General features: G+C 68.7%; 20 protein-coding genes and 2 tRNA genes. 11 read left to right on the plus strand and 11 right to left on the minus strand.

Going from position 1 to position 20,650, the window contains the following annotated elements:
* The first annotated feature begins 16 nt into the window (after nucleotides 1-16).
* The 5 genes from ASD79_RS14265 (at nucleotide 17) to ASD79_RS14285 (ending at nucleotide 3,127) form a co-directional block, all read left to right on the plus strand.
* Nucleotides 17-958: a rhodanese-related sulfurtransferase gene (locus ASD79_RS14265; RefSeq protein WP_056722755.1), complete on the plus strand. Its 942-nt coding sequence runs from the start codon at nucleotides 17-19 to the stop codon at nucleotides 956-958.
* A 58-nt stretch (nucleotides 959-1,016) separates the two neighbouring features.
* Nucleotides 1,017-1,307: a helix-turn-helix transcriptional regulator gene (locus ASD79_RS14270; RefSeq protein WP_200952309.1), complete on the plus strand. Its 291-nt coding sequence runs from the start codon at nucleotides 1,017-1,019 to the stop codon at nucleotides 1,305-1,307.
* 113 nt (nucleotides 1,308-1,420) lie between these two features.
* Nucleotides 1,421-2,170, plus strand: coding sequence for a glucose 1-dehydrogenase (locus tag ASD79_RS14275; RefSeq protein ID WP_056722758.1), 750 nt, complete (start codon nucleotides 1,421-1,423; stop codon nucleotides 2,168-2,170).
* Nucleotides 2,171-2,284: 114 nt separating this feature from the next.
* Complete coding sequence (locus tag ASD79_RS14280; protein ID WP_056722760.1) at nucleotides 2,285-2,611, plus strand: hypothetical protein; 327 nt, start codon at nucleotides 2,285-2,287, stop codon at nucleotides 2,609-2,611.
* A 63-nt stretch (nucleotides 2,612-2,674) separates the two neighbouring features.
* Complete coding sequence (locus tag ASD79_RS14285; RefSeq protein WP_056722762.1) at nucleotides 2,675-3,127, plus strand: PA2169 family four-helix-bundle protein; 453 nt, start codon at nucleotides 2,675-2,677, stop codon at nucleotides 3,125-3,127.
* A gap of 160 nt (nucleotides 3,128-3,287) precedes the next feature.
* Here ASD79_RS14285 and ASD79_RS14290 read toward each other — a convergent pair whose 3' ends face one another.
* The 9 genes from ASD79_RS14290 to ASD79_RS14325 all read right to left on the minus strand — a co-directional run bounded on the left by ASD79_RS14290 (nucleotide 3,288) and on the right by ASD79_RS14325 (nucleotide 10,311).
* Complete coding sequence (locus tag ASD79_RS14290) at nucleotides 3,288-3,998, minus strand: DUF6456 domain-containing protein (RefSeq protein WP_056722764.1); 711 nt, start codon at nucleotides 3,996-3,998, stop codon at nucleotides 3,288-3,290.
* Nucleotides 3,995-4,381 (minus strand): helix-turn-helix domain-containing protein, encoded by a 387-nt coding sequence (locus ASD79_RS14295; RefSeq protein ID WP_056722767.1) that lies wholly within the window; start codon nucleotides 4,379-4,381, stop codon nucleotides 3,995-3,997. The genes ASD79_RS14290 and ASD79_RS14295 overlap by 4 nt, the downstream gene beginning before the upstream one ends.
* 138 nt (nucleotides 4,382-4,519) lie before the next feature.
* The gene (locus ASD79_RS14300; protein ID WP_056722769.1) at nucleotides 4,520-5,452 is read right to left on the minus strand and encodes a sugar kinase; all 933 of its coding nucleotides are present in this window, start codon (nucleotides 5,450-5,452) and stop codon (nucleotides 4,520-4,522) included.
* A gap of 52 nt (nucleotides 5,453-5,504) precedes the next feature.
* A complete protein-coding gene (locus tag ASD79_RS14305) occupies nucleotides 5,505-6,677 on the minus strand; it encodes an alginate lyase family protein (RefSeq protein ID WP_056722770.1) in 1,173 nt (390 codons plus the stop codon).
* Between the two features lie 60 nt (nucleotides 6,678-6,737).
* Nucleotides 6,738-8,492, minus strand: coding sequence for a DUF885 family protein (locus ASD79_RS14310; RefSeq protein WP_056722772.1), 1,755 nt, complete (start codon nucleotides 8,490-8,492; stop codon nucleotides 6,738-6,740).
* A gap of 136 nt (nucleotides 8,493-8,628) precedes the next feature.
* Nucleotides 8,629-9,243 carry a hypothetical protein gene (locus tag ASD79_RS23935; RefSeq protein WP_156400508.1) on the minus strand — a complete coding sequence of 205 codons (615 nt, stop codon included), beginning with the start codon at nucleotides 9,241-9,243 and terminating at the stop codon, nucleotides 8,629-8,631.
* A 142-nt stretch (nucleotides 9,244-9,385) separates the two neighbouring features.
* Nucleotides 9,386-9,961, minus strand: coding sequence for a hypothetical protein (locus ASD79_RS14315; protein ID WP_235524449.1), 576 nt, complete (start codon nucleotides 9,959-9,961; stop codon nucleotides 9,386-9,388).
* Between the two features lie 154 nt (nucleotides 9,962-10,115).
* Nucleotides 10,116-10,190, minus strand: a tRNA-Gly gene (locus ASD79_RS14320).
* A 46-nt stretch (nucleotides 10,191-10,236) separates the two neighbouring features.
* Nucleotides 10,237-10,311 (minus strand) — tRNA-Gly (locus tag ASD79_RS14325).
* Nucleotides 10,312-10,593: 282 nt separating this feature from the next.
* Here ASD79_RS14325 and ASD79_RS14330 point away from each other — a divergent pair.
* Complete coding sequence (locus ASD79_RS14330) at nucleotides 10,594-11,454, plus strand: SDR family oxidoreductase (RefSeq protein ID WP_056722776.1); 861 nt, start codon at nucleotides 10,594-10,596, stop codon at nucleotides 11,452-11,454.
* Nucleotides 11,455-11,876: 422 nt separating this feature from the next.
* Here ASD79_RS14330 and ASD79_RS14335 read toward each other — a convergent pair whose 3' ends face one another.
* Nucleotides 11,877-12,749 (minus strand): carboxylesterase, encoded by an 873-nt coding sequence (locus ASD79_RS14335; protein ID WP_056722778.1) that lies wholly within the window; start codon nucleotides 12,747-12,749, stop codon nucleotides 11,877-11,879.
* 56 nt (nucleotides 12,750-12,805) lie between these two features.
* On the opposite strand from ASD79_RS14335, the gene ASD79_RS14340 reads away from it, so the two are divergent.
* Both ASD79_RS14340 and ASD79_RS14345 read left to right on the plus strand, forming a co-directional pair.
* A complete protein-coding gene (locus ASD79_RS14340; protein ID WP_056722779.1) occupies nucleotides 12,806-13,972 on the plus strand; it encodes a glycosyltransferase family 4 protein in 1,167 nt (388 codons plus the stop codon).
* Nucleotides 13,969-14,940, plus strand: coding sequence for a glycosyltransferase family 9 protein (locus tag ASD79_RS14345; RefSeq protein ID WP_056722781.1), 972 nt, complete (start codon nucleotides 13,969-13,971; stop codon nucleotides 14,938-14,940). Before ASD79_RS14340 ends, ASD79_RS14345 begins: the two co-directional genes overlap by 4 nt.
* Nucleotides 14,941-15,082: 142 nt before the next feature.
* Here ASD79_RS14345 and ASD79_RS14350 read toward each other — a convergent pair whose 3' ends face one another.
* Entirely contained in the window at nucleotides 15,083-15,694 is a 612-nt protein-coding gene (locus tag ASD79_RS14350) for a YitT family protein (protein ID WP_056722783.1), read from the minus strand.
* 275 nt (nucleotides 15,695-15,969) lie between these two features.
* On the opposite strand from ASD79_RS14350, the gene infC reads away from it, so the two are divergent.
* From infC to ASD79_RS14365, 3 genes are all read left to right on the plus strand, one after another.
* On the plus strand, nucleotides 15,970-16,491 hold the full coding sequence (infC, locus tag ASD79_RS14355; protein WP_007672122.1) for a translation initiation factor IF-3: 522 nt from the start codon (nucleotides 15,970-15,972) through the stop codon (nucleotides 16,489-16,491).
* A gap of 203 nt (nucleotides 16,492-16,694) precedes the next feature.
* Complete coding sequence (locus ASD79_RS14360) at nucleotides 16,695-18,608, plus strand: S9 family peptidase (protein ID WP_056722785.1); 1,914 nt, start codon at nucleotides 16,695-16,697, stop codon at nucleotides 18,606-18,608.
* A gap of 55 nt (nucleotides 18,609-18,663) precedes the next feature.
* On the plus strand, nucleotides 18,664-20,631 hold the full coding sequence (locus tag ASD79_RS14365; RefSeq protein ID WP_235524450.1) for a S9 family peptidase: 1,968 nt from the start codon (nucleotides 18,664-18,666) through the stop codon (nucleotides 20,629-20,631).
* The last annotated feature ends 19 nt before the right edge of the window (nucleotides 20,632-20,650 follow it).

Consider the following 20,650-nt stretch of genomic DNA (forward strand, 5'->3'; position numbering starts at 1 on the left):
GCCTATTGGCCAGCCGATGAGCTTCCGCGTCGCCGCCCTCTACCGCTTCACCCTCTTCGAGGACCCCGCCGCGATCCAGGGACCGCTGGCCAAGCTGTGCTGCGGCCTGGGCGTCAAGGGCACCGTGCTGCTGGCCCGCGAGGGGATCAACGGCACCATCGCCGGCCCGCCCGAGGCCATCGACGCGGTGCTGGCCCACATCCGCGCCCTGCCCGGCTGCCAGACGCTGGAACTGAAGTTCGCCGACGCCGACACCCCGCCGTTCCACCGCATGAAGGTGCGGGTCAAGCGCGAGATCGTCACCCTGGGCGCGGGCGAACTGGACCCCGCCAGCCGGGCCGGCGCCTATGTCGAGCCGGCCGACTGGAACGCCCTGATCGCCCGGGGCGACGTGGTGGTGATCGACACCCGCAACGCCTACGAGGCGGCGATCGGCACGTTCGAGGGCGCGATCGACCCCAAGACCGCCAGCTTCGCCGACTTCCCCGCCTGGTTCCGCGCCTACCGCCAGACCTGGGACCCGGCCGCCCCGCCGCCCAAGGTGGCGATGTTCTGCACCGGCGGCATCCGCTGCGAGAAGTCGACGGCGTTCCTGAAGAGCGAAGGCGTCGAGGACGTCTTCCACCTGAAGGGCGGCATCCTCAACTATCTGGAGACCACGCCGGCCGACGAGAGCCTGTGGCGCGGCGAATGCTTCGTGTTCGACGAGCGGGTGGCGGTGGGCCATGGCCTGGCGCCGGGCACGCACGGCCTGTGCCGGGGTTGCCGCCGGCCGGTCGGGCCGGAGGATCGCGCCTCGCCGCTGTATGTCGAGGGTGTCGCCTGCCCCGCCTGCCACGACGAACGCGACGAAGAGGCCAAGGCCCGCTACGCCGAACGCCACCGCCAGGCGGCCCGGGCCAGGGAGCTGGGCATCGCCCATGTGGGGGCGGTGATGGGGCGCGAGGCTCCGGACTAGCTCTCAGGATCAAGACGCCGGCATTGCGCCCGCCCGACCCCGCCGTCATATGTCGGACATGCCGGCCGCCCCCCCGCCCCTCAGCGAGCGACAGATCACCCTGATCGCCAAGGCCCTGGCCGAGCCGCGCCGGGTCCAGATCCTGCGGGAGATCGGCGCCAACGCCGAGCCGACGCCGTGCGGCTGCCTCGCCCAGGCCCACCCGATCAGCGCCGCCACCCTGTCGCACCACATGAAGGACCTGGAAACGGCCGGCCTGGTCCAGATCGTCCGCGAGGGCAAGTTCGCCTTCCTGGTGTTGCAGCGCGACGTCCTCAGCGCCTACCTCGCCCAACTCGCCAAAATCTGAAGCCGACCGCGCATCTCGTCGCCGGCCCGCGCCTTGAATCACTTCGACGGTTATCTAACTATCAAACCAGCGCCAACTGGACGATGACGCCCGGGGCGATGGAGAGAGTTCAAGTGAGCAAGCTTTCAGGCAAGACCGCCGTGGTCACCGGCGCTTCCAAGGGTATCGGCGCGGCGATCGCCAAGGCGCTGGCCGCCGAGGGCGCGGCCGTGGTGGTCAACTACGCCTCCAGCCGCGAGGGCGCCGACAAGGTGGTGGCCGATATCGTCGCCGCCGGCGGCAAGGCCCTGGCCGTCCAGGGTGACGTGTCGAAAGGCGCCGACGTCACGCGCCTGTTCGCGGAGACCAAAGCCGCCTTCGGTCCGGTGGACGTGCTGGTCAACAACGCCGGCGTCTACCAGTTCGCGCCGCTGGACGGCGTGACCGAGGACGAGTTCCACCGCCAGTTCAACACCAACGTCCTGGGCCTGCTGCTGGCCACTCAGGAGGCCGCCCGCCACTTCAACCCCGAGGGCGGCAGCATCATCAACATCAGCTCGGGCGCCGTCTCGATGAACCTGCCCGAGACCTCGACCTACACCGCCACCAAGGCGTCGGTGGACGCGATCACCCGCGTGCTCTCCAAGGAGCTTGGCCCGCGCAAGATCCGGGTCAACGCCATCAGCCCCGGCGCGGTCGAGACCGAGGGCGTCCACGCCATGGGCATCATCGGCAGCGACTTCGAAAAGCAGCTGACCTCGCAGACCCCGCTGGGCCGCATGGGCCAGCCGACAGACATCGCCCCGGTCGCGGTGTTCCTGGCCTCGGCCGATTCCAGCTGGCTGACCGGCGAGGTGATCCTCGCCTCGGGCGGCCTGCGTTAGGGCCCATGAACCGCCATTCCCCGCCTCAAGCGGGGGATGGCGACGGTGGAAGATGGGATCATCCGACCCGGCACCGCGTTATCGAGGCGCACCCTTTTGCAAGGAGCCTCACCCATGGCCACCTACGACGCCTCCTACGGCACGCCCGCCGCCGCGCGGCAGGGCCTGCTGGCCAACCTCTCCGACAAGGTCTCGGGCCTGCTGGGCCACAAGGCCGCGTCCCAAACCGACGGGGCCAACGCCTATGCGCCGACTCACTACGCCCTGACGCCCGACGCCGAGGGCAGGATCACCCTGGCGGGCCGCAAGGTTCCCATCGCCCTGGCCCTGGCCGGAGCCGGCGTGGTCGCCGCCCTGCTGATCAACCGCCGAACCCGCGCGCCGGCGATCGCCGCGGCCACCACCGCCTGGACCTTCCTCGGAAGCAGGCTGCGGCCCTGAGGCCGCGCTTCGAACCTTCCGGCGCGCCGCGTCCGGTCGGTTCGCGATGACTGGAGACCCCTCATGGCCCATACCAACCAAGACCATATCAGGCTCGTCAACGACCTGGTCGAGACCACCATCGACAGCGCCGACGCCTATGAAGAAGCCGCCAAGGACGTCGAGGGCGCCCGCTACAAGACCCTGTTCCAGCAACGCGCCCAGGAGCGCCGCTCGATCGCCTCGGACCTGCAGGACGAGGTTCGCCGCCTGGGCGGCGAGGCCCGGGATCACGGCGCCGTCCTGGCCGCCGCCCACCGCGCCTTCATCAACCTGAAGAACGCGCTAGCCAAGGGCGACGAAACCTTGATCAACGAGGTCGAGGCCAGCGAGGACCACATCAAGCACAGGTTCGAGAAGGCGCTGGGTGACACCGACGTCGACACCCAGACCCGCGCGGCCATCGAAAAGGCCTGGACCTCGGTGAAGTCCGGCCACGACCAGATGCGCGACATCAAGCACATGCTGAAGCACTAGGTTTTCGAGCGGAGTTTTTCAGTTTTCGCGCCGTCCCTCCCCCTTGTGGGGAGGGGGGACCAGCGAAGCTGGTGGGTGGGGCTTCACCGCCGCCTTGACTCATCAAACCCCACCCGACCCCTTCGGGGCCACCCTCCCCGCAAGGGGGAGGGAGAGGCGCTCAGGCCGCCATCCGGTAGTGAACCGCCAACCGCTGAAGCGCCAGCTTCAGCACCGTCTTCCCCGCCCGCCGGGGCAGGCCCAGCTCCCGTTCCGCCGCCTGCAGCGCCGTTTCGGCCAGGCAGACGCGTTCGAGGATTTCCCGCAGCCCCGGCCCCACGGCCGCCAGCGCCGCCGCGATGCGGTCCTTGGCCGCTCTCGCCCGCAACGCCGGCTCCAGACGCTCCCCGCCGCCGCCCGAGCGCGGCTGGGCGTCCCAGTTCATGGTCAGGCGGCCGACCGTCCCGGCCTTCTGGAAATCCTCGCGCAGCCGCTCGCCGGCCGCCGCCTCGACCGGCGCCAGGCCGCCCCGCCGGGCCAGCCAGGCCAGGGGCGACTCGCCCAGATTGGCCTTCAGCCTCACGGGGGCGCCGCCGTCCTCCAGCACCAGCCGTTCGCCCTCGATCACCCCCGGCCGTCCCGGCGGCGGCGCTTCGGACGGCGCGCGCGCCAGACGCCATCCGCCCTCGCGCCGCAGGACCAGTCCCGGCTCACGGGCCAGCGCCCGGAAGGCCGCCTCGTCCACGGCCAGCATGGCCCGATGGCGTGGCCCGAACCGGACCACATAGCCCAGGCCCTTGACCTCGATCAGCGCCCCCGGCCGTTGCAGCAACCGCGCCGCCCGGCCCGCCAGGCGCTCGGCCTCCAGCGCCCGCTCGAAGACGCCGCTCATCGTTTCGCCCCCAGGTCGGTCAGGCCGGGAAAGGTCTCGGGCGCCTGTTTCACGCAGGCCTCCAGCACGCTCATCCGGGCGTCGAAGGCGGCGTCCTCACGCATGTCCTCGATGCGGTGGCAGGCGTGGCCGCAGGTCGTGCGGTCGCGGTTGAAGGCGAAGGCGACCCGCAGCAGCGGCCAGTTGAAATTGACGTGGGCCAGGTAGATGGCGATCTGCCGGGCCCGGGCCGCCGCCTTGCTGGACCGGCCATGGCCGGCGATCTCGGCCGGCGAGACGCCCGTGGCCAAGGCCACGGTGTGGGTGACGAAGGCCGCGGCCAACCGGTCGCGGCGCGGGTCGGGCGTGATCGCCCAGATATCCTCGAGAGCTTGAGCGAGCATGCCACCCCCCAATGATCGGCGTCCCAACGACGCCGCTGACATCAGCCTAGGCCGATATTCCTGGGTAGAGGATAACTTTCCTATTACGCGCGTCTAGTAGGAATATAAACCTTTGATTGTGCAGGGCGCGACCCCCGTCTATCCCCGCGTCCAAACGGGCATGGAGCCCTTCGGGATGATCGCGCCCTTGCACGTCACCACCGCCGCCGCCAGCTGGTGGCCGCGCGCCACGGCGGTCTCGACCGGCAGCCCGGCCAGCCGCGAGGCCAGGTAGGCGGCGTTGAAACTGTCGCCCGCGCCGGTGGTGTCCAGCGCCTTGACCCGTTGCGGGGCGGGCGTAGCGATCCGGCCGCCTAACCCTTGAAAGGGGGCGGTATGGACATTGACCGCGTGGCTCTCGTCGCGCGCCACCACCTCGGCCCCGGCGGCGGCCCATTCTGCGGCCAAGTCCTCGGCCTCGCGGCCATAGAGCGGCCGGCTGTCCTCGCTGCTCAGCGAGATGTAGCGGCACGACGGCACGACCCCGTCCAGCGCCTCGCGCGCGGCTTGCGGGCTGGCCCACAGGGCCGGGCGGTAGTTGAAGTCCAGGGCCACGGCGACGCCCAGGGAATGGACGTAGGCCAGGATGTCCTTCAGCCGCGCCCGCCCGATGTCGCCGATCACCGCCAGGGTGACGCCCGACAGATAGACCAGGTCGCTGGCCTTGGCGGCGGCGATCAGCTGGTCGGCGGTGTGCTGCGAGAACAGGTCGCGGATCGGAGCCCGCTCGCGCCAGTAATGGAAATGGCGTTCGCCGGCCTCGTCCAGCACGATGGCGTAGAGGCCCGGCAGACGGTTCTCGACCTCGCGCACCAGGGCGGTGTCCAGCCCCTCGCGGCGCATGGCGGCCAGCGCGCCTTCGCTGAACGGGTCGCCCTGGCCCAGCGCCGTGCAATAGGCCACCGCGTCGCCCAGCCGCGCCAGATAGACGGCGGTGTTGAAGGTATCGCCGGCATAGCCCATCCGGTGCAGGCCCTCGCCCTCGGGCGACAGCTCGACCATGCATTCGCCCAGGACGGTGATGCGCGCCATGTGGTGAGTCCCCTGTTTCGGGGGCGGTGATAGGCGGTTTCGGGGGCTGCTTCTAGACGTCGAACCACAGCACCGGCTGGCGGATCGGGTAGTTGCGGATGATCTCGTTCTCGGTGGGGTCCGGATCGAGCTTGCGCCAGATCGCCAGATAGTCCGGACGGTCCAGCGCCAGGCCGCCGAACAGCAGGCTGGGCTGGCGGACCGGCCAGCCGGCGAAAGCTTCGACGTCCGGCGGACGGGTCCACGAGGCCTTGTCGGCGATGAACGGGGCCATGTAGGCCAGGGCGTCGGCGATCGAACCGCCCGTCGCGCCCTTGTAGCGCCAGAGATCCTCGCCGGGCGTCGACAGCACGCGGGCGGACGTGGCCAGCACGTCGAGATTGAACAGGCAGTAGCCGTAGGGCTTGGTCCGGGCCAGCTCCAGGGGCTGGGCGCCGTCGGGCGCGATCTGCCCCGGGATCAACGTCTTCAGGCGACCGCGCGCCAGATCCATGACCGCGCGGTCGTCGTTCAGCCGCGCGAACTCGCCGACCTGCAGCGCCCAGCACGTGCCGTGGTTGTTCTTCTGGTCGCGCTCCTCGATCCCGTTGGGCGAGGTGGTCATCCAGGTGACGTATTCGGCGAACCACGCGGCGACGGGGGCGTAGACCCCCTGCCCCGCCCGTCCGGCCCGCAGGACGCCAATGGCGCGGGCCACCTCCACCAGGTGCAGGGTGTCGATGACGCCGATCCCGCGCCCGGTGTTGACGCCGATGATCGCCTGGGCGTGGTTCAGATTGGGGTTCATCCGCGTGGCGGGCGTCACGAACCAGGCCGCCAAATGCCGTTCGGCGTGTTCGGCGTAGCGCGCCTGGCCCGTGATCTTCCAGGCCGCGGCCAGGGCCGGCAGCTGCACGCCCAGGCGGATCACCGCCTCGCGATGGGCGACGAACTTCTCGGGGTTGGAGAAGCCGTCACGCCGGATGTAGGGCCCCGTCGGGTTGGCGGCGTCGGGCCACCAGTAGTCGGCTTCCGAATAGTAGTCGTTGCGCCCGGCGGGACCGCGCGGCGCGTCGAAGGCGGTGACGGTGACGGCGGGTTCGCCCAGATAACGGTCGGCGGCGCTCAGCACCCGCGCCCGGTCGATCGCCTTCAGATCGATCGCCGGCCGCGCGGCCGCCCGGGCCGAAAAACCGGTCGCCGTCGCGACCAGGGCCGCGCCCGCGCAGAAATCCCGTCGGTTCATGTCGGATCGACCTCGCGGGTTTCGATGGAGGCGGATGTGACGCCGAAGCGGGCCGGCGCTCTACCCTTTTTTCCGCGCCGCGATCCAGGCGTCGATCTTGGCCTCCAGCACCGCCAGCGGCAGCGAGCCGTTCAGCAGCACCGCGTCGTGGAAGCCGCGCTCGTCGAACCGGTCGCCCAGGGCCGTTTCCGCCCGGTGGCGCAACTCCAGGATCTTCAGCTCGCCCACCTTGTAGGCCAGGGCCTGGCCCGGCCAGGACACGTACCGCGCCAGCTCGACCTCGATATTGGTCGGCGCCAGGGCGGTGTTGTCGGTGAAGCAGGCCCGCGCCTGGTCCAGCGTCCAGTGCTTGGCGTGCAGGCCGGTGTCGGCCACCAGCCGGCAGGCCCGCCACATCTCGTAGGACAGCCGTCCGAACAGTTCATAGGGGTCGCGATAGAGCCCCATCTCCTCGCCCAGCCATTCCGAATACAGCCCCCAGCCCTCGCCATAGGCGTTGAAATAGACGGTCTTGCGGAAGTCCGGGACGCCGGTCTGCTCCTGGGCCAGCGAGGTCTGGATGTGGTGGCCCGGCGCGCCCTCGTGCAGCACCAGGGCCGGCAGCTCGTAGAGCGGCCGCTGGTCCAGCGCCGAGGTGTTGATCATCAGCCCGCCGGCCCGGCCGGTCCTGGGGTCACCGCCGAAATAGCGGCCGGTGGTGTAGCCCTGCTCGATGCTGGCCGGCACCGGCCGCACGCCGTAGGTCAGGCGCGGCAGGGTTCCGAAATGGGCCGGCAACTGGTCGTCGGCCCGCTTGGCGATCTCGCTGGCCTTTTCCAACAGCTGCTGGCGGCTGGTGGCGTAGAAGCGTGGATCCTTGCGCAGGAAGGCGATGAAGGCCGGCAGGTCGCCCTGGAAGCCCGCCTGTTTCATCACGACCTCCATCCGTCCCCGGATGCGCGCCACCTCCGACAGGCCCAGGGCATGGATCTGGTCCGGGGTCATGGTCGTGGTGGTGTGGCGGCGCACGAGGAAGGCGTAGTAGCGCTGGCCGTCGGGCAGGTCCGACACGGCCAGGCTCTTGGCGGCGCGCGGCAGGTATTCGGCTTCCAGGAAGGTCACGAAACTGGCCCGGGCCGGAGCCACCTTGTCGGCCAGCACCTTGGTCCCGTCGGCCAGCAGGGCCGCGCGGCGCTCGGCCGGGATGGCGGTGGGCAGGTCCCGCAGCGGGGCCAGCAGCGGCTCGTCGGCCACCGGCGTGGCGGCCGTGCGGCGGGCGCGGTCGAGCACCGCCTGGGCGGTCGGCGCGGCCTGGACGAAACCGTCGGCCACCCCGCGACGGGCGCCGGCGATGTTGGCGGCGTACCAGTCGCCCGTCTGGGCTAGCAGGGCGATCCACTGCCGGGCCTCGGCCTCGGACTTCAGGTGCATGCCGTTGGCGCGGTAGAGCAGGATGACGTCGAAGCCGCCGTCGGTGCTGAACGGCATCCGCGCCTCGTCGAACGACAGCCCCTCCAGCCGCTCGTCCAGGCTCCATTTGAGGATGGCGTGGGTCAGGCGCTGGTCGGCGGTCAGGGCGGCCAGATCGACGCCGTCCAGCGCCTGACGGGCGCTCGTCAGCTGGACCTTGCGCGCGGCGTCGGCCTGGGGCCCCACCGGCGGGAAGCGGAAGCGCGAGGCCTCGTCGGCCCCGCCCTCGCCGTCGTCCTCGCCCGCCCCGGACGCCTCATAGGCCTTGACCGCCTGGGCCAGCCGGTCGGCGGCGCTCGGCGCCGCCACGGCCGCGCCGTTTAACAGCATCGCCAGGGCCAGGCCCAGAAGGACGTGCTTGGACATCGGAAGCTCCCCGCAGGTTCTAGGGCGGGGTTAGAGCAGGAATCGCAGCGCGGCCCAACTCGCGGCGCGCGCTTGTCGGTCGGCGGTCATTCGCGATGTCGGCAACGGGTGGTTTGCGGAAGTTCGGCCTTCCTACCTACATGATGGGTTCCGGCGGGAAGTAGCCACGATCAAATGTCGATGAAAGGTACTTGGTCGCCCCCTTGCGACCACAGTCTAATTTCACACTTCCAACAAGATAATAAAGCTCAGGCAGTCGCGAGATGCGAACGCCATCGACCGTGACAAATTGCGTATTGTAGGCCTTCTCAAGACCGGCTGCGATGACAGCGTCGTTTCGGCAGACATCGCCCAAGCGCCGGTATCTGTTTGCAAGATCACCGTACATCGCGACGGGGTCACCTCGGGCGGCCCAAACAGAGAGATCAGCGGATGGATACCTACGCACTATGCATCCGATATCGATCGCGCTTTCTACGCCGACCGCGTGCGGGCTCAACTCTTTAGCTTGTTGAAGGCGACGATCGAATTCGGCTCGCTCATAATCGGAAGGCGCGACTCTCTTCGATTGAACTGGACGGCACGGCGCGGGCAGAAAAGTATCGATTATCAGTGGATTACTTCTGCCGTACTGCCGCTCGGTCATCACAGGCAGGCCGTCCTCGGCTGAAACTAGCGGGACTGACGTGCTTCGACGGTCGCACCCGGCAAGCAGCAAAACCAGCAGGAACAGGCAAAGGCGAAGGGGCATCAGGCCAAATCAATGGGCGTTAAATATTACATATGTAGCTTTTGCTTTTGACGTCAATGGCGAACGTCCGCTCAGGGTCGGAAGTCGACATTGACCGCCGACCCGGAAGCCGACGTCTTCATTGGGCTTGAGCGCCGCCCCCCTAAAACGTCGTCTTGCACTTCTGCTTGGCGTGCACGCCGCGCAGGAAGCCGCGCCGGGCGTAGCCCGCGTCGAGCGCGGCGTTGAGCCGGCGGTCGGCCGGGGCCGCGCCGGTCAGTTCGCGCACCAGGCCACGGAACGGGATGATGGCGTTGACCACCGTCTTGCCGCCGGCCTCGGCCAGCTTGCCCGCCTTGTTCTCCTTGAGCTCGTTGCCGACCGTGTAGTCCGGCCCCAGCACGGCGTTCAGGTCGGTGACCTCGGCCGCGAGCTGCTTGCAGGTCTTCAGGCCCTTGAGGCTGTAGGGGTCCTGCCGAGCCTTATCCAGGATCGGCGGGATTTCGCGCTTCATGACGCCGACGTCGCGCGCCGGCTGGGTGCCGATCTCGACGGACTTCTTGCGCGCCTCGGTGGTCCAGCTTTCGCCCGGCTCGACCTTGTCCGGCGTCGTGGACGACGCCGGGGGCGTAACCGGCTTCTCGGCCTTCCTGGTCGGATATTCGGGCTTCACCTGGGCCTGGGCCGCCCCCGCCAGGGTCAGCAGCGCCGCGACCACCACCATATGGCCCACGCGCATACGTCCAAGATCACTTCGCGTCATGGTTTCGCATCCCCAGCCATCAACCGCTCCGCGCGGATGAACGCCGATCAGGAACGGCGACCCGCACAACCGGTTCCATGGCTACCAGGAGCCCACCGGATGCGTCACGCTTCAAATTCTGGGGAGAAATTGGAGCGGGCGAAGAGATTCGAACTCTCGACCCCAACCTTGGCAAGGTTGTGCTCTACCACTGAGCTACGCCCGCATCCGGGATATTCTAGGTCTCGTTCCACCCCCGGAAAACCGGAGAATGGAGCGGGCGAAGAGATTCGAACTCTCGACCCCAACCTTGGCAAGGTTGTGCTCTACCACTGAGCTACGCCCGCATCGGCGAGGGCTGAAACAGCGCCCCGCGACGAGGAGGCGGCTTATGGCAGAGCGCCTTGCGGTTGGCAAGCGGTCTGAGATGTCGGGCTGTGGACAATGCGAAGTCCTCCCCCCGTGGGGGAGGCGGCCGAAGGCCGGTGGGGGGATAGCGCCGAACCGGCCCACCACTCCCCCCACCGTCGGCTTCGCCGACACCTCCCCCACGGGGGGAGGATCTTCTTCTTGCACAAGCCGCCGTTTTGCCCGCTCATTCCTCCGGGCATTTCGGGGACTTGAGCGTTTTGCGTCTGTTCGTGTTCGGATTGGGTTATGTCGGCCAGGCCTTCGCCTCGGCCGTGATGCAGAGGGGCTGGACCGTCGCCGCCACGGCGCGCGACGCCGATCGTGCCGCCGCCCTGGGCGCCCAGGGGATCGAGGCGGTCGACGCCGACGACCGCGCGGCGATGACCGCCGCCCTGACCGGCGTCAACGCCGTGCTGATCACCGCCCCGCCCACCGCCGAGGGCTGTCCCGGCCTGGAGGCGGTGATCCCCGCCCTGGCCGCCGCCCAGGCCTTCCCCGACTGGATCGGCTACCTGTCGACCACCGGCGTCTATGGCGACTTCGAGGGCCGCTGGGTGTTCGAGAGTTCGCCGCTCAAGGCCCAGTCGGTCGAGGGTGCGCGCCGGGTCGGGGCCGAGCGCGACTGGCGCCAGGTGGGACGCGGCATGGGCCTGACCGTCGCCACCTTCCGCCTGCCGGGCATCTACGGCCCCGGCCGCAGCGCCCTGGACCGCCTGCGGGCCGGCGAGGGCCGCCGCATCGTCAAGCCGGGCCAGGTGTTCAGCCGCATCCACCTGGACGACATCGTCTCGGGCCTGCTGGCCTCGCTGGACCAGCCCCGGGCCGGCGGCGTCTACAATCTGTGCGACGACGAGCCCGCCCCGCCGCAGGATGTCATGGAGCACGCCGCCGGCCTGCTGGGCGTGGCCGTGCCGCCCGACCTGCCGTTCAACGAACTGGGCCTGTCGCCCGCCACCCGCCGCTTCTACGCCGAGAACAAGCGCGTCTCCAACGCCCTGGCCAAGGCCGAGCTGGGCTGGCGGCCGAAGTATCCGACGTACCGCGAGGGGCTGGCGGCGATTTTGGAAGGCGGGGGCTAGGTGCGGACGGGGAGCGTCGCCGCTCATCTGCCCCCATTTCCGCTCATCCCGGCGAATGCCGGGACCCAGATCCTACAACGATGAGGATGATTGGAAGGGCTCAGCGCCATTGGCGTCAGCCTCAAAGCCATTCCATCTGGGTCCCGGCATTCGCCGGGATGAGCGGATTTCAAGTTCGGACCAACTTGACCGGCGAAGGCTCTAGCCGCACTTCGGCATCGGTTTCTCGTTGGGACCATCCCAAGAGGCCACCCAGGCGACCACATCGTCATGCTCCACGACCTGGCCATCGTCGGCTGCGCGGAGACCTTCGTCGATGGCGAGGCATTGCCAATCGCTGCCGCTGATAGATGGGGACGGCTTCATCATGTCCTCCGCGAGAGGCCGTGACGATAACGCTGCGTCACGGTCGGTTGTAACCCCTACTCCTCCTCCGCGCTCGCCCACGGCGCCGGGGCCAGGGCCTCCAGGTTCGGCGCGCCCCTGAGGCGCGCCGCCCGCGCCAGGCGGCGGGCGACCAAGTCGCCCTCGCCGTCCGCCCCGACCAACGCCCGCGCCTCGGCCACCGCCGCGACCAGCCGCTCCAGGTCCTGGGGTCGCGACAGGCGATGGTCGCCGTCCTTGACCAGGGTGAACACCACGTCGTCGGACGTGAGGGCGTTGGCCAGCTCCAGGGCGTGGGTCCAGGGCACGTCCGGATCGGCGCCGCCCTGCAGGATGCGCACCGGAACGTCGATCGGCACGGGCCCCGGCAGGATCGACCAGCGGGCCCCGTCCTCCAGAAGTTCCCGGGTGATCGCGTAGCCGCCGTCGTCATATTCGGACGGCCGGGTCCAGAACCCGTCGCGGGCGATGGCCGCCCGGGCCGCGTCGGAGAGCTCGGGCTCCATCAGCTTCTCGGTGAAGTCGGGGGCCGGCGCGATCAGCACCAGGGCCTTGACCCGGTCGGGCCGGGCGATGGCGGCCAGGCAGGCCAGCCAGCCGCCCATCGAAGAGCCGACCAGCACCAGCGGTCCTTCGGTGAGCTGGTCGATCACCGCCAGGGCGTCCTCGCGCCAGCGGCTGATCGTGCCCTCGGCGAAGTCGCCGTCCGACTCGCCGTGGCCGAAATAGTCGAAGCGCAGGTAACCGCCGCCGGTCGCCTGGGCCTGATCGGCCAGGACCTGGGCCTTCGTGCCGGTCATATCCGAGTGGAATCCGCCCAACCATACAACGGTGGGTTGGGTTCCGGAGACCGCGCGAAACGCCAACCGCGGATTGTCGCTACGAACCAGGTATTCGGGGGAATCGGTCATGGCGCGGCCCTGTTCTATTCGGTAACTACGATCCCCTAACCCGGTTAGAGCAACGCGTGTCCATTCTTCCCGACGATTTCACGCTTCTGCAGGTGACCCCCGAGCTTGAAACGGGCGGAGCCGAGCAGACGACGATCGACGTGGCCCACGGCGTGATCGCCGAGGGCGGCAAGGCCCTGGTCGCCACCAAGGGCGGCCGCATGGCCGCGCGGCTGGAGGCCGACGGCGGCCGCCTGGCCCAGATGCCGGCCCAGAGCAAGAATCCGCTGATCATGCTGGGCAACGCCGCCCGGCTGGTCGACCTGATCCGCCGCGAGAAGGTCAGCCTGGTCCACGCCCGCTCGCGCGCCCCGGCCTTCAGCGCCCTGTGGGCGGCGCACGCCACCAAGACGCCGTTCGTGGCCACCTATCACGGGGTCTACAACGCCAAGTCCAACCTCAAGCGCTGGTACAACGCGGTGATGACCAAGGGCGACCTGGTGATCGCCAATTCCGAGTTCACCCGCGCCCACGTCATCGCCGAGCATGGCATCTCGCCCGACAAGGTGGTGGCCATCCCGCGCGGCGTCGATCTGACCCGCTTCGAGCCCGGCCTGGTCTCGGCCGAGCGGGTCAAGGCGTTGCGCGACGCCTGGGGCGTGTCGTCCGAAGACCGCCGCCTGAAGGTGCTGCTGGCCGGGCGCCTGACCCGCTGGAAGGGCCAGGCCATGGTCATCGAGGCCATGGCCCGGATGAAGGCGGTCGACGACGCCCGCATCCTGCTGCTGCTGGTCGGCGACGACCAGGGCCGCAAGGCCTATCGCGCCGAGCTGGAGCACATGATCGCCCAGGCGGGACTGCAGGACAGCGTCAAGCTGGTCGGCCATTGCGACGACATGCCGGCCGCCTACCTGGTCGCCGACATCGCCATCGCCCCCTCGCTGGAGCCCGAGGCCTTCGGCCGCACGGCGGTCGAGCCGCAGGTGATGGGCAAGCCCGTCCTGGCCGCCGACCACGGCGCGGCGCGCGAGACCGTGCTCAACGGCGACACCGGCTGGCTGGTCAAGCCGGGCGACCCCGAAGCCTGGGCGCAGGCGCTGTCCAACGCCTGCGAAGCGGGCGCGGCGCGGCGCCAGGTCATGGGCATGGCGGCGCGGGCGCGGGCCCGCAAATTGTATTCGGTTGACGCGATGGTCGAAGCAACGCTCAAGGTCTACGCACGCGTTCTGGAGACGAAGAGTTGAGCAAGGAAATCAAGAAGGTCCTGGTGATCAAGCTGGGCGCCCTCGGCGATTTCGTTCTGGCCCTGGCCGCGATGAAGAAGATTCGCGAAGCCCATCCACGCGCCAAGATCACCCTGCTGACCACCTCGCCCTTCGAAGCCCTGGCCAAGCTGTCGCCCTATTTCAACACCGTCGAGACCGACGGCCGGCCGGGCGACTTCGGCGACCTGACCGCCATGCTCGGCCGCCTGCGCAAGGCGCGCTACGACCGGATCTACGACCTGCAGACCAACAGCCGCACCAACTGGTACTTCCAGGCCCTGCGGCCGTTCCCGCCGCAATGGTCGGGCATCGCGGCCGGCTGCGCCCTGCCCCAGCGCGGCAAGGCTCGGCTGCACATGCACACCCTGGAGCGCCAGGCCGATCAGCTGAAGCAGGCCGGCATCTGGCCCGACGCCCCCACCGAGCCCGGCAGCGCCCCGCCGCCGGACCTGTCGTGGATCCTGCGCCGCACCAAGGAAACCCGGCCGGTGGCCGGCGCGACCGCCAGCAAGCCCTATGTGCTGATGGTGCCCGGCGGCTCGGCCCATCGGCCCGAAAAGCGCTGGCCGGTCGAGAGCTACGCCCAACTCGCCGCGCTGCTGAAGGCGCGCGGGCTGGACATCGTGGTGATCGGCGGCCCGCAGGAAAGCGCCATGGCCCGCCAGATCCAGAAGGCCGTGGGCCAGGCCCGCGACCTGACCGGCCGCACCGACTTCGCCCAACTGGCCGTGCTGGGCGCCAAGGCGGCCCTGGTGGTCGGCAACGACACCGGCCCGACCCACCTGCTGGCCGCGGCCGGCGCGCCGACCATCGCGCTGTTCTCCGACGCCTCGGACCCCGAGCTGTGCGGGCCGCGCGGCCATGTGGCGGTGATCCGCTCGCCGGATCTCAAGGCCCTGCCGGTCAGCACCGTGGCCAGCGCGGCGATCTCGCTGCTGCCGCGCTAAATTCCTCCCCCTGTGGGGGAGGTGGTCGCGAAGCGACCGGTGGAGGGAGTATTGGGATGGTGGATCGTGGATTTGGCCATCGGCCAACCAATCCCCCCTCCGTCGGCTTCGCCGACACCTCCCCCAAAGGGGGAGGACTTACCTAATACCCCTCGTACCGCCCGGGCTTGTGGTTGGCGATGATCACCACGCTCAGCGCCACGGCCGACAGGATCGACAGCAGCAGCTTGTCCCAGTCGATCACCGCGAAGGCGGCGATCACCACCAGGCAGTCGGCGGCCATCTGCACCTTGCCGGCGCTGATCCCCCGCCGCTCCTGCAGATACAGCGCCAGCACCCCCACCCCGCCGACGCTGGACTTGTGGCGAGCCAGGGCCAGGATCCCCATGCCGATGATCGTGCCGCCGAACACCGCGGCGAACACCGGGTCGACGCCCGTCACCTTCAGCCAGTGCGGCATGCCCCAGGCCAGGGCCATCAGCAGCAGGTTGGTGGCCAGGGTCTTGCCGGTGAACACCCAGCCCAGGGTGCGCTGGGCCAGGACGTAGAACGGGATGTTCAGCAGGAAGAACACCACCCCGACCGGCCAGTGGGTCAGGTAGGAGACGATCAGCGCCACCCCGGCCACGCCGCCGGTCACCAGGCCGGCGGCCTTCAGCAGGGTCAGGCCCACGGCGATGAAACTGGTCCCGATCAGCAGGGCGTGAACGTCTTCGATGGGCGTGTGGCGGGCGGCGGGCGGAGGGGTGGTCATGGACGGATGAACGGATCACGACTGGGAATGGAGGCCGGCCCGCGTCGAACGTCTCATCCCCTGGTCACGTCTTGGTCGCGCTCTTGCCGTAAAAGGCGGGCGTCTTGTGTTCATGCGCCTTGATAGCGCGTGACTCCTTCGTCATATATCAAGGTGCGAACGCGGCGTCCCCCTGGGCGCCGCGCGAACTCATTCAACGATACGCTTCCGGATCGAGACCGATCCGGCGAGCAAAAGCCCTTAAACAATACCGGAGCCGCCCTATTCGCCGTCCTATGCAAACGCCGCCCGTCAAGGATGGTCCGCGTATCAACGATGACATCCGCGTCCCTCGCGTCCTGCTGATCGACCAAAATGGCGAGAAGCAAGGCGAGATGCCGATTTCCGCCGCCCTCGAAGCGGCCGAGGAAGCAGGCCTGGACCTGGTCGAGATCGTTCCCAACGCGAACCCTCCCGTCTGCAAGATCCTGGACTACGGCAAGTTCAAGTTCCAGGAGCAGAAGAAGAAGAACGAGGCCCGCAAGCGGCAGAAGATCGTCGAGCTCAAGGAAATCAAGCTCCGCCCCAACATCGACATTCACGATTACGACGTGAAAGCCAAGTCGATGACGCGGTTCTTCGAGGAAGGCGACAAGGTCAAGGTGACCCTGCGCTTCCGCGGCCGTGAGATGGCGCACCCCGAGCTGGGCATGAAGCTGCTGCTGAAGGTCAAGGCCGACTTCGACGAGATCGCCAAGGTCGAGTACGAGCCGCGCATGGAAGGCCGCCAGATGATCATGATCCTGGCGCCCCGCTAGGTTCTGTTCAGCTTCCGACATGCAGAACGCCCCGGCCAGCGCCGGGGCGTTTTTCTTTGCGGCCAGGCCTTGATCGCCCCCCCAAACGCAACCCTACGAGGTGAACAAGCTCGACAGTCTCGCAAGCTTTGCTAGGCTGAGGCGAGTTTGGGGGACTATGCGTGTTGAAGACCGTCTTGGCCGTCGTTACGGCCGGTATCGCCATGGGCGGCGCGATCGGCGCCGAGGCCGCCGCGGCGGAGGCCCCGCCGCTGGCCGTCTACGGCCGCCTGCCCGATGTCGACCAGATCGCGATCTCGCCGGACGGCCGCAAGCTGGCCATCTCCCTCGCCGACGGCGAAAAGCGCGTGGTCGCGATTCGCGAGGCGGCTGAGGGCAGCAAGCTGCTCAGCGCCGTCAATCTCGAGAGCACCAAGCTGCGCGACGTACGATGGGCCGGGCCCGAGCACGTGCTGATCACCAAGTCGAGCACCGCCCAGCCCTACGGCCTGTCGGGTCCCAAGCGCGAATACTGGATGACCATCGACATCAACCTGACGACCAAGAAGCAGCACCTGCTGATGGAGAACCAGGAAGAGGCGATGAACGTCGTCCTGGCCGTGCCGACCGTGCGGATGCTCGACGGCGTGCCCTACGCCTTCGTCGAGGGCGTGCATTTCGTCGACAATTACGGCGCCGACACGCTCTACAAGATCAACCTGAAGACCGGCGCCACCCGCAGGCTGGACATCGGCGGTTCGCAGGACACCGACGACTGGCTGGTCTCGCCCGATGGCCAGCCCCTGGCCCAATCGCTCTATGACGAGCAGAAGGGCGCCTGGTCGCTGAAGCTCAAGACCGAGCACGGCTGGGTCACCACCGCGAAGACCGAGTCGAAGATGGGCTCGCGCCGCCTGGGCGGCCTGGGCCGCGACGGCCGCTCGGTGCTGGTGTGGATGGACGACGAGGACGACACCGACAAGACGGTGCTGCGCGAATACGCCCTCGACGGCGCCCATGTCGTGATCCCCGACAGCGCGACGTTCGACAGCCTGATCCACGCCCCCGACGGCTCGGGCCTGGTCGGCGCCAAGAGCCTGCTGGGCGACGAACGCCGCTACACCTTCTTCGACGCCAAGCTGCAGTCCAGCTGGAACGCCGTGGCCAAGGCCTTCCCCGGCGACCAGATCGCCCTGGAGTCCTGGTCGGACGACAAGCGCAAGCTGGTGGTCTGGGTCGATTCCCCGACCGAGGGCCCCGCCTACGCCCTGGTCGATCTCGACACCGGTAACGCCCGCTACCTGGCGGACGTCTACGCCGGCCTGACCGAGGACGGCGTCTCCGAGGTCCGGCCGATCAAGTACAAGGCCGCCGACGGCCTGGAGATCACCGGCTACCTGACCCTGCCCAAGGGCAAGGATCCCAAGAACCTGCCGCTGGTGGTGCTGCCGCACGGCGGTCCCGAGGGCCGCGACACCCTGGGCTTCGACTGGTGGAGCCAGGCCCTGGCCTCGCGCGGCTACGCGGTGCTGCGGCCCAATTTCCGCGGCTCGGAGGGCTTCGGCTGGAAGTTCGTCCAGGCCGGCTTTGGCCAGTGGGGCAAGGCCATGCAGACCGACCTGTCGGACGGCGTGCGCTACCTGGCCAAACAGGGGACGATCGATCCCAAGCGCGTCTGCATCGTCGGCGGCAGCTACGGCGGTTACGCCGCCCTGGCCGGAGCGACCCTGGACCGCGGCGTCTATCGCTGCGCCGCCTCGGTGGCCGGCCCGGCCGACCTCAAGCGCATGCTGGTCGACAGCAACGAACGCTTCAACTCCGGCAACAACTCGACCCTGCGCTACTGGCTGCGGTTCATGGGCGCCGATCGCGTCCGGGACCCCGACCTGGCCGCCATCTCGCCGGCCAGGATGGCCGACAAGGTCGAGATCCCCGTGCTGCTGGTCCACGGCAAGGACGACACCGTCGTTCCCTATGTCCAGAGCACGATCATGGCCGAGGCCATGAAGAAGGCCGGCAAGCCCGTCGAACTGGTCACCCTGAACGGCGAGGACCACTGGCTGTCACGCGGCGCCACCCGGCTGCAGATGCTGACCGCGGTCGTCGACTTCCTCGAAAAGAACAATCCGCCGCGGTGAACGGCGCCCTTTTTTTATCCCGATCGTAAGGCGCGAACGCGCCCTGGAGATTTCCGTGATTTTGAAACGCCTGCTTGTGGCCACCGCGGCCATGGCCGTGATGCTGGGCGCCGTGGCCGCCTCTCCCGCACTGGCCGCCGCGCCGCTGGAAGCCTATGGCCGCCTGCCGTCGATGGAGAGCGTCGCGCTGTCGCCGGACGGCACGACCATCGCCTTCATTCTGACGGGCGATACCGGCGACGACCGCTACATCGTCGTCCAGCCGCTGGGCGGCGCGCCGACCCGGACCGCCAGCATCGGCTTCCGCAAGGTCCGCTATGTCCAATGGGCGGGCGCCGACCACGTGGTGATCGTCACCTCGACCACGGACGTGGTCCCTGGCGTGTTCTATGCGGGCGAGATGTCTCAGGCGGTCAGCCTGAACATCCGCACGGGCAAGATGATCCAACTCCCCGACCGTTCGGCGGAATCGCTGGTCAATGTCCTGATGGGCGGCGTCCAACCCGGCGTGGTTGACGGAAGGCCGGTCGTGCTCACGGACCTCTACGTGGCCGACGGCATCAGCTACCAGCGCAAGGGCAACCACCTGGATCTGTATTCCATCGACCTGGACAGCGGTATCGCCCGCCGCCAGCAGATGGGCGACGCCGACACCCACGGCTTCCTGAGCCGCAGCGATGGGACGCCGCTGGCCAAACTCAGCTTTCGCGAACGCGAGACCGTCAGCCAGTGGACCCTCGCGATCCGCAAGGGGAACAATTGGCAGGACGTCTATCGCGTCGACGCGGCCATCGACACGCCGGACCTGTTCGGCGTCACCCGTGACGGAACCAAGCTGATAGTCAGCAGCTGGGACGTGAAGGAGGACAGCTGGCGGCTGACCTATCTCGATATCGCCGCCGGCAAGCTGGGCGACTATGTTGGCTCGGCCAAGCCGACCGGGGTGGTCACCGACGACGACGCCGTCGTGCTGGGCTACTCCACGCGCGAAGCCTTCAAGGAATATGATTTCGTCGAACCCCGCCTGAAAGCCGCCTGGCCGATGGTGAAGGGTGTTTTCAAGGGCCGCCAGGTGACGCTGACGTCCTGGACGCCCGACTTCGGCAAGCTGGTGGTCTATGTCGACGCCGGTTCGGAGTCAGGGGCCTACTATCTGGTCGATCTCGCGGCGAAGAAGGTCAATCCGCTGGGGCGCGCCTATCCCAAGCTGGCCGCCGCCGACGTCGGGGAGGTGCGCGCCGTCAAGTACGCCGCCGCCGATGGCCTGGAAATCACCGGCTACCTGACCCTGCCGCCCGGCAAGAGCGACGCCAAGGGCCTGCCGCTGATCGTCCTGCCGCACGGCGGCCCCCAGCAGCGCGACGTAGCCGGCTTCGACTGGTGGGCCCAATCCCTGGCCTCGCGCGGCTACGCGGTGCTGCAACCGAACTTCCGAGGCTCCGCTGGATTTGGCCACGCCTTCACCGTGGCTGGCCACGGTGAATGGGGCCGCAAGATGCAGACCGACCTGTCGGACGGCGTCACCTATCTGGCCGCCCAGGGCACGATCGACCCCAAGCGGGTCTGCATCATGGGCGGCAGCTATGGCGGCTACGCGGCCCTGGCCGGCGTGACCCTGCAGAAGGGCGTCTATCGCTGCGCCGTGTCGGTGGCCGGCGTCTCGGACCCGGGCGACATGCTGCGTTGGGACGCCGAGCGGGGCGGCACGAAATCGGTGACGATCCGCTACTGGAAGCGGTTCATGGGCGTGGATCAGTACAACGACCCCAAACTCGACACCCTGTCCCCCGCCAAGCACGCCGCCCAGGCCGACGCGCCGATCCTGCTGATCCACGGCAAGGACGACACCGTCGTGGACTACGGCCAGAGCACCCAGATGCTCAAGGCGCTGAAGGCGGCGAACAAGCCCGTCGAATTCGTCTCCCTGCGCGGCGAAGACCACTGGCTGTCCAGCGCCACGACGCGCCTGGAGATGCTGTCCTCGGCAGTGACCTTCCTGGAGAAGAACAACCCGCCGAACTGAGGGGGCGGACACGGCTGGA

Origin of the sequence: Caulobacter sp. Root655 (genome assembly GCF_001427665.1) — a bacterium.
GTDB lineage: Bacteria > Pseudomonadota > Alphaproteobacteria > Caulobacterales > Caulobacteraceae > Caulobacter.

Coding starts and splice junctions, on each gene's coding strand:
- ASD79_RS14265 (WP_056722755.1), top strand. CDS start 17: ATGAGCTTCCGCGTCGCCGCCCTCTACCGCTTCACCCTCTTCGAGGAC.
- ASD79_RS14270 (WP_200952309.1), top strand. CDS start 1,017: ATGCCGGCCGCCCCCCCGCCCCTCAGCGAGCGACAGATCACCCTGATC.
- ASD79_RS14280 (WP_056722760.1), top strand. CDS start 2,285: ATGGCCACCTACGACGCCTCCTACGGCACGCCCGCCGCCGCGCGGCAG.
- ASD79_RS14285 (WP_056722762.1), top strand. CDS start 2,675: ATGGCCCATACCAACCAAGACCATATCAGGCTCGTCAACGACCTGGTC.
- ASD79_RS14290 (WP_056722764.1), bottom strand. CDS start 3,998: ATGAGCGGCGTCTTCGAGCGGGCGCTGGAGGCCGAGCGCCTGGCGGGC.
- ASD79_RS14295 (WP_056722767.1), bottom strand. CDS start 4,381: ATGCTCGCTCAAGCTCTCGAGGATATCTGGGCGATCACGCCCGACCCG.
- ASD79_RS14300 (WP_056722769.1), bottom strand. CDS start 5,452: ATGGCGCGCATCACCGTCCTGGGCGAATGCATGGTCGAGCTGTCGCCC.
- ASD79_RS14305 (WP_056722770.1), bottom strand. CDS start 6,677: ATGAACCGACGGGATTTCTGCGCGGGCGCGGCCCTGGTCGCGACGGCG.
- ASD79_RS14310 (WP_056722772.1), bottom strand. CDS start 8,492: ATGTCCAAGCACGTCCTTCTGGGCCTGGCCCTGGCGATGCTGTTAAAC.
- ASD79_RS23935 (WP_156400508.1), bottom strand. CDS start 9,243: ATGCCCCTTCGCCTTTGCCTGTTCCTGCTGGTTTTGCTGCTTGCCGGG.
- ASD79_RS14315 (WP_235524449.1), bottom strand. CDS start 9,961: ATGCGCGTGGGCCATATGGTGGTGGTCGCGGCGCTGCTGACCCTGGCG.
- ASD79_RS14335 (WP_056722778.1), bottom strand. CDS start 12,749: ATGACCGATTCCCCCGAATACCTGGTTCGTAGCGACAATCCGCGGTTG.
- ASD79_RS14350 (WP_056722783.1), bottom strand. CDS start 15,694: ATGACCACCCCTCCGCCCGCCGCCCGCCACACGCCCATCGAAGACGTT.
- infC (WP_007672122.1), top strand. CDS start 15,970: ATGCAAACGCCGCCCGTCAAGGATGGTCCGCGTATCAACGATGACATC.
- ASD79_RS14360 (WP_056722785.1), top strand. CDS start 16,695: ATGGGCGGCGCGATCGGCGCCGAGGCCGCCGCGGCGGAGGCCCCGCCG.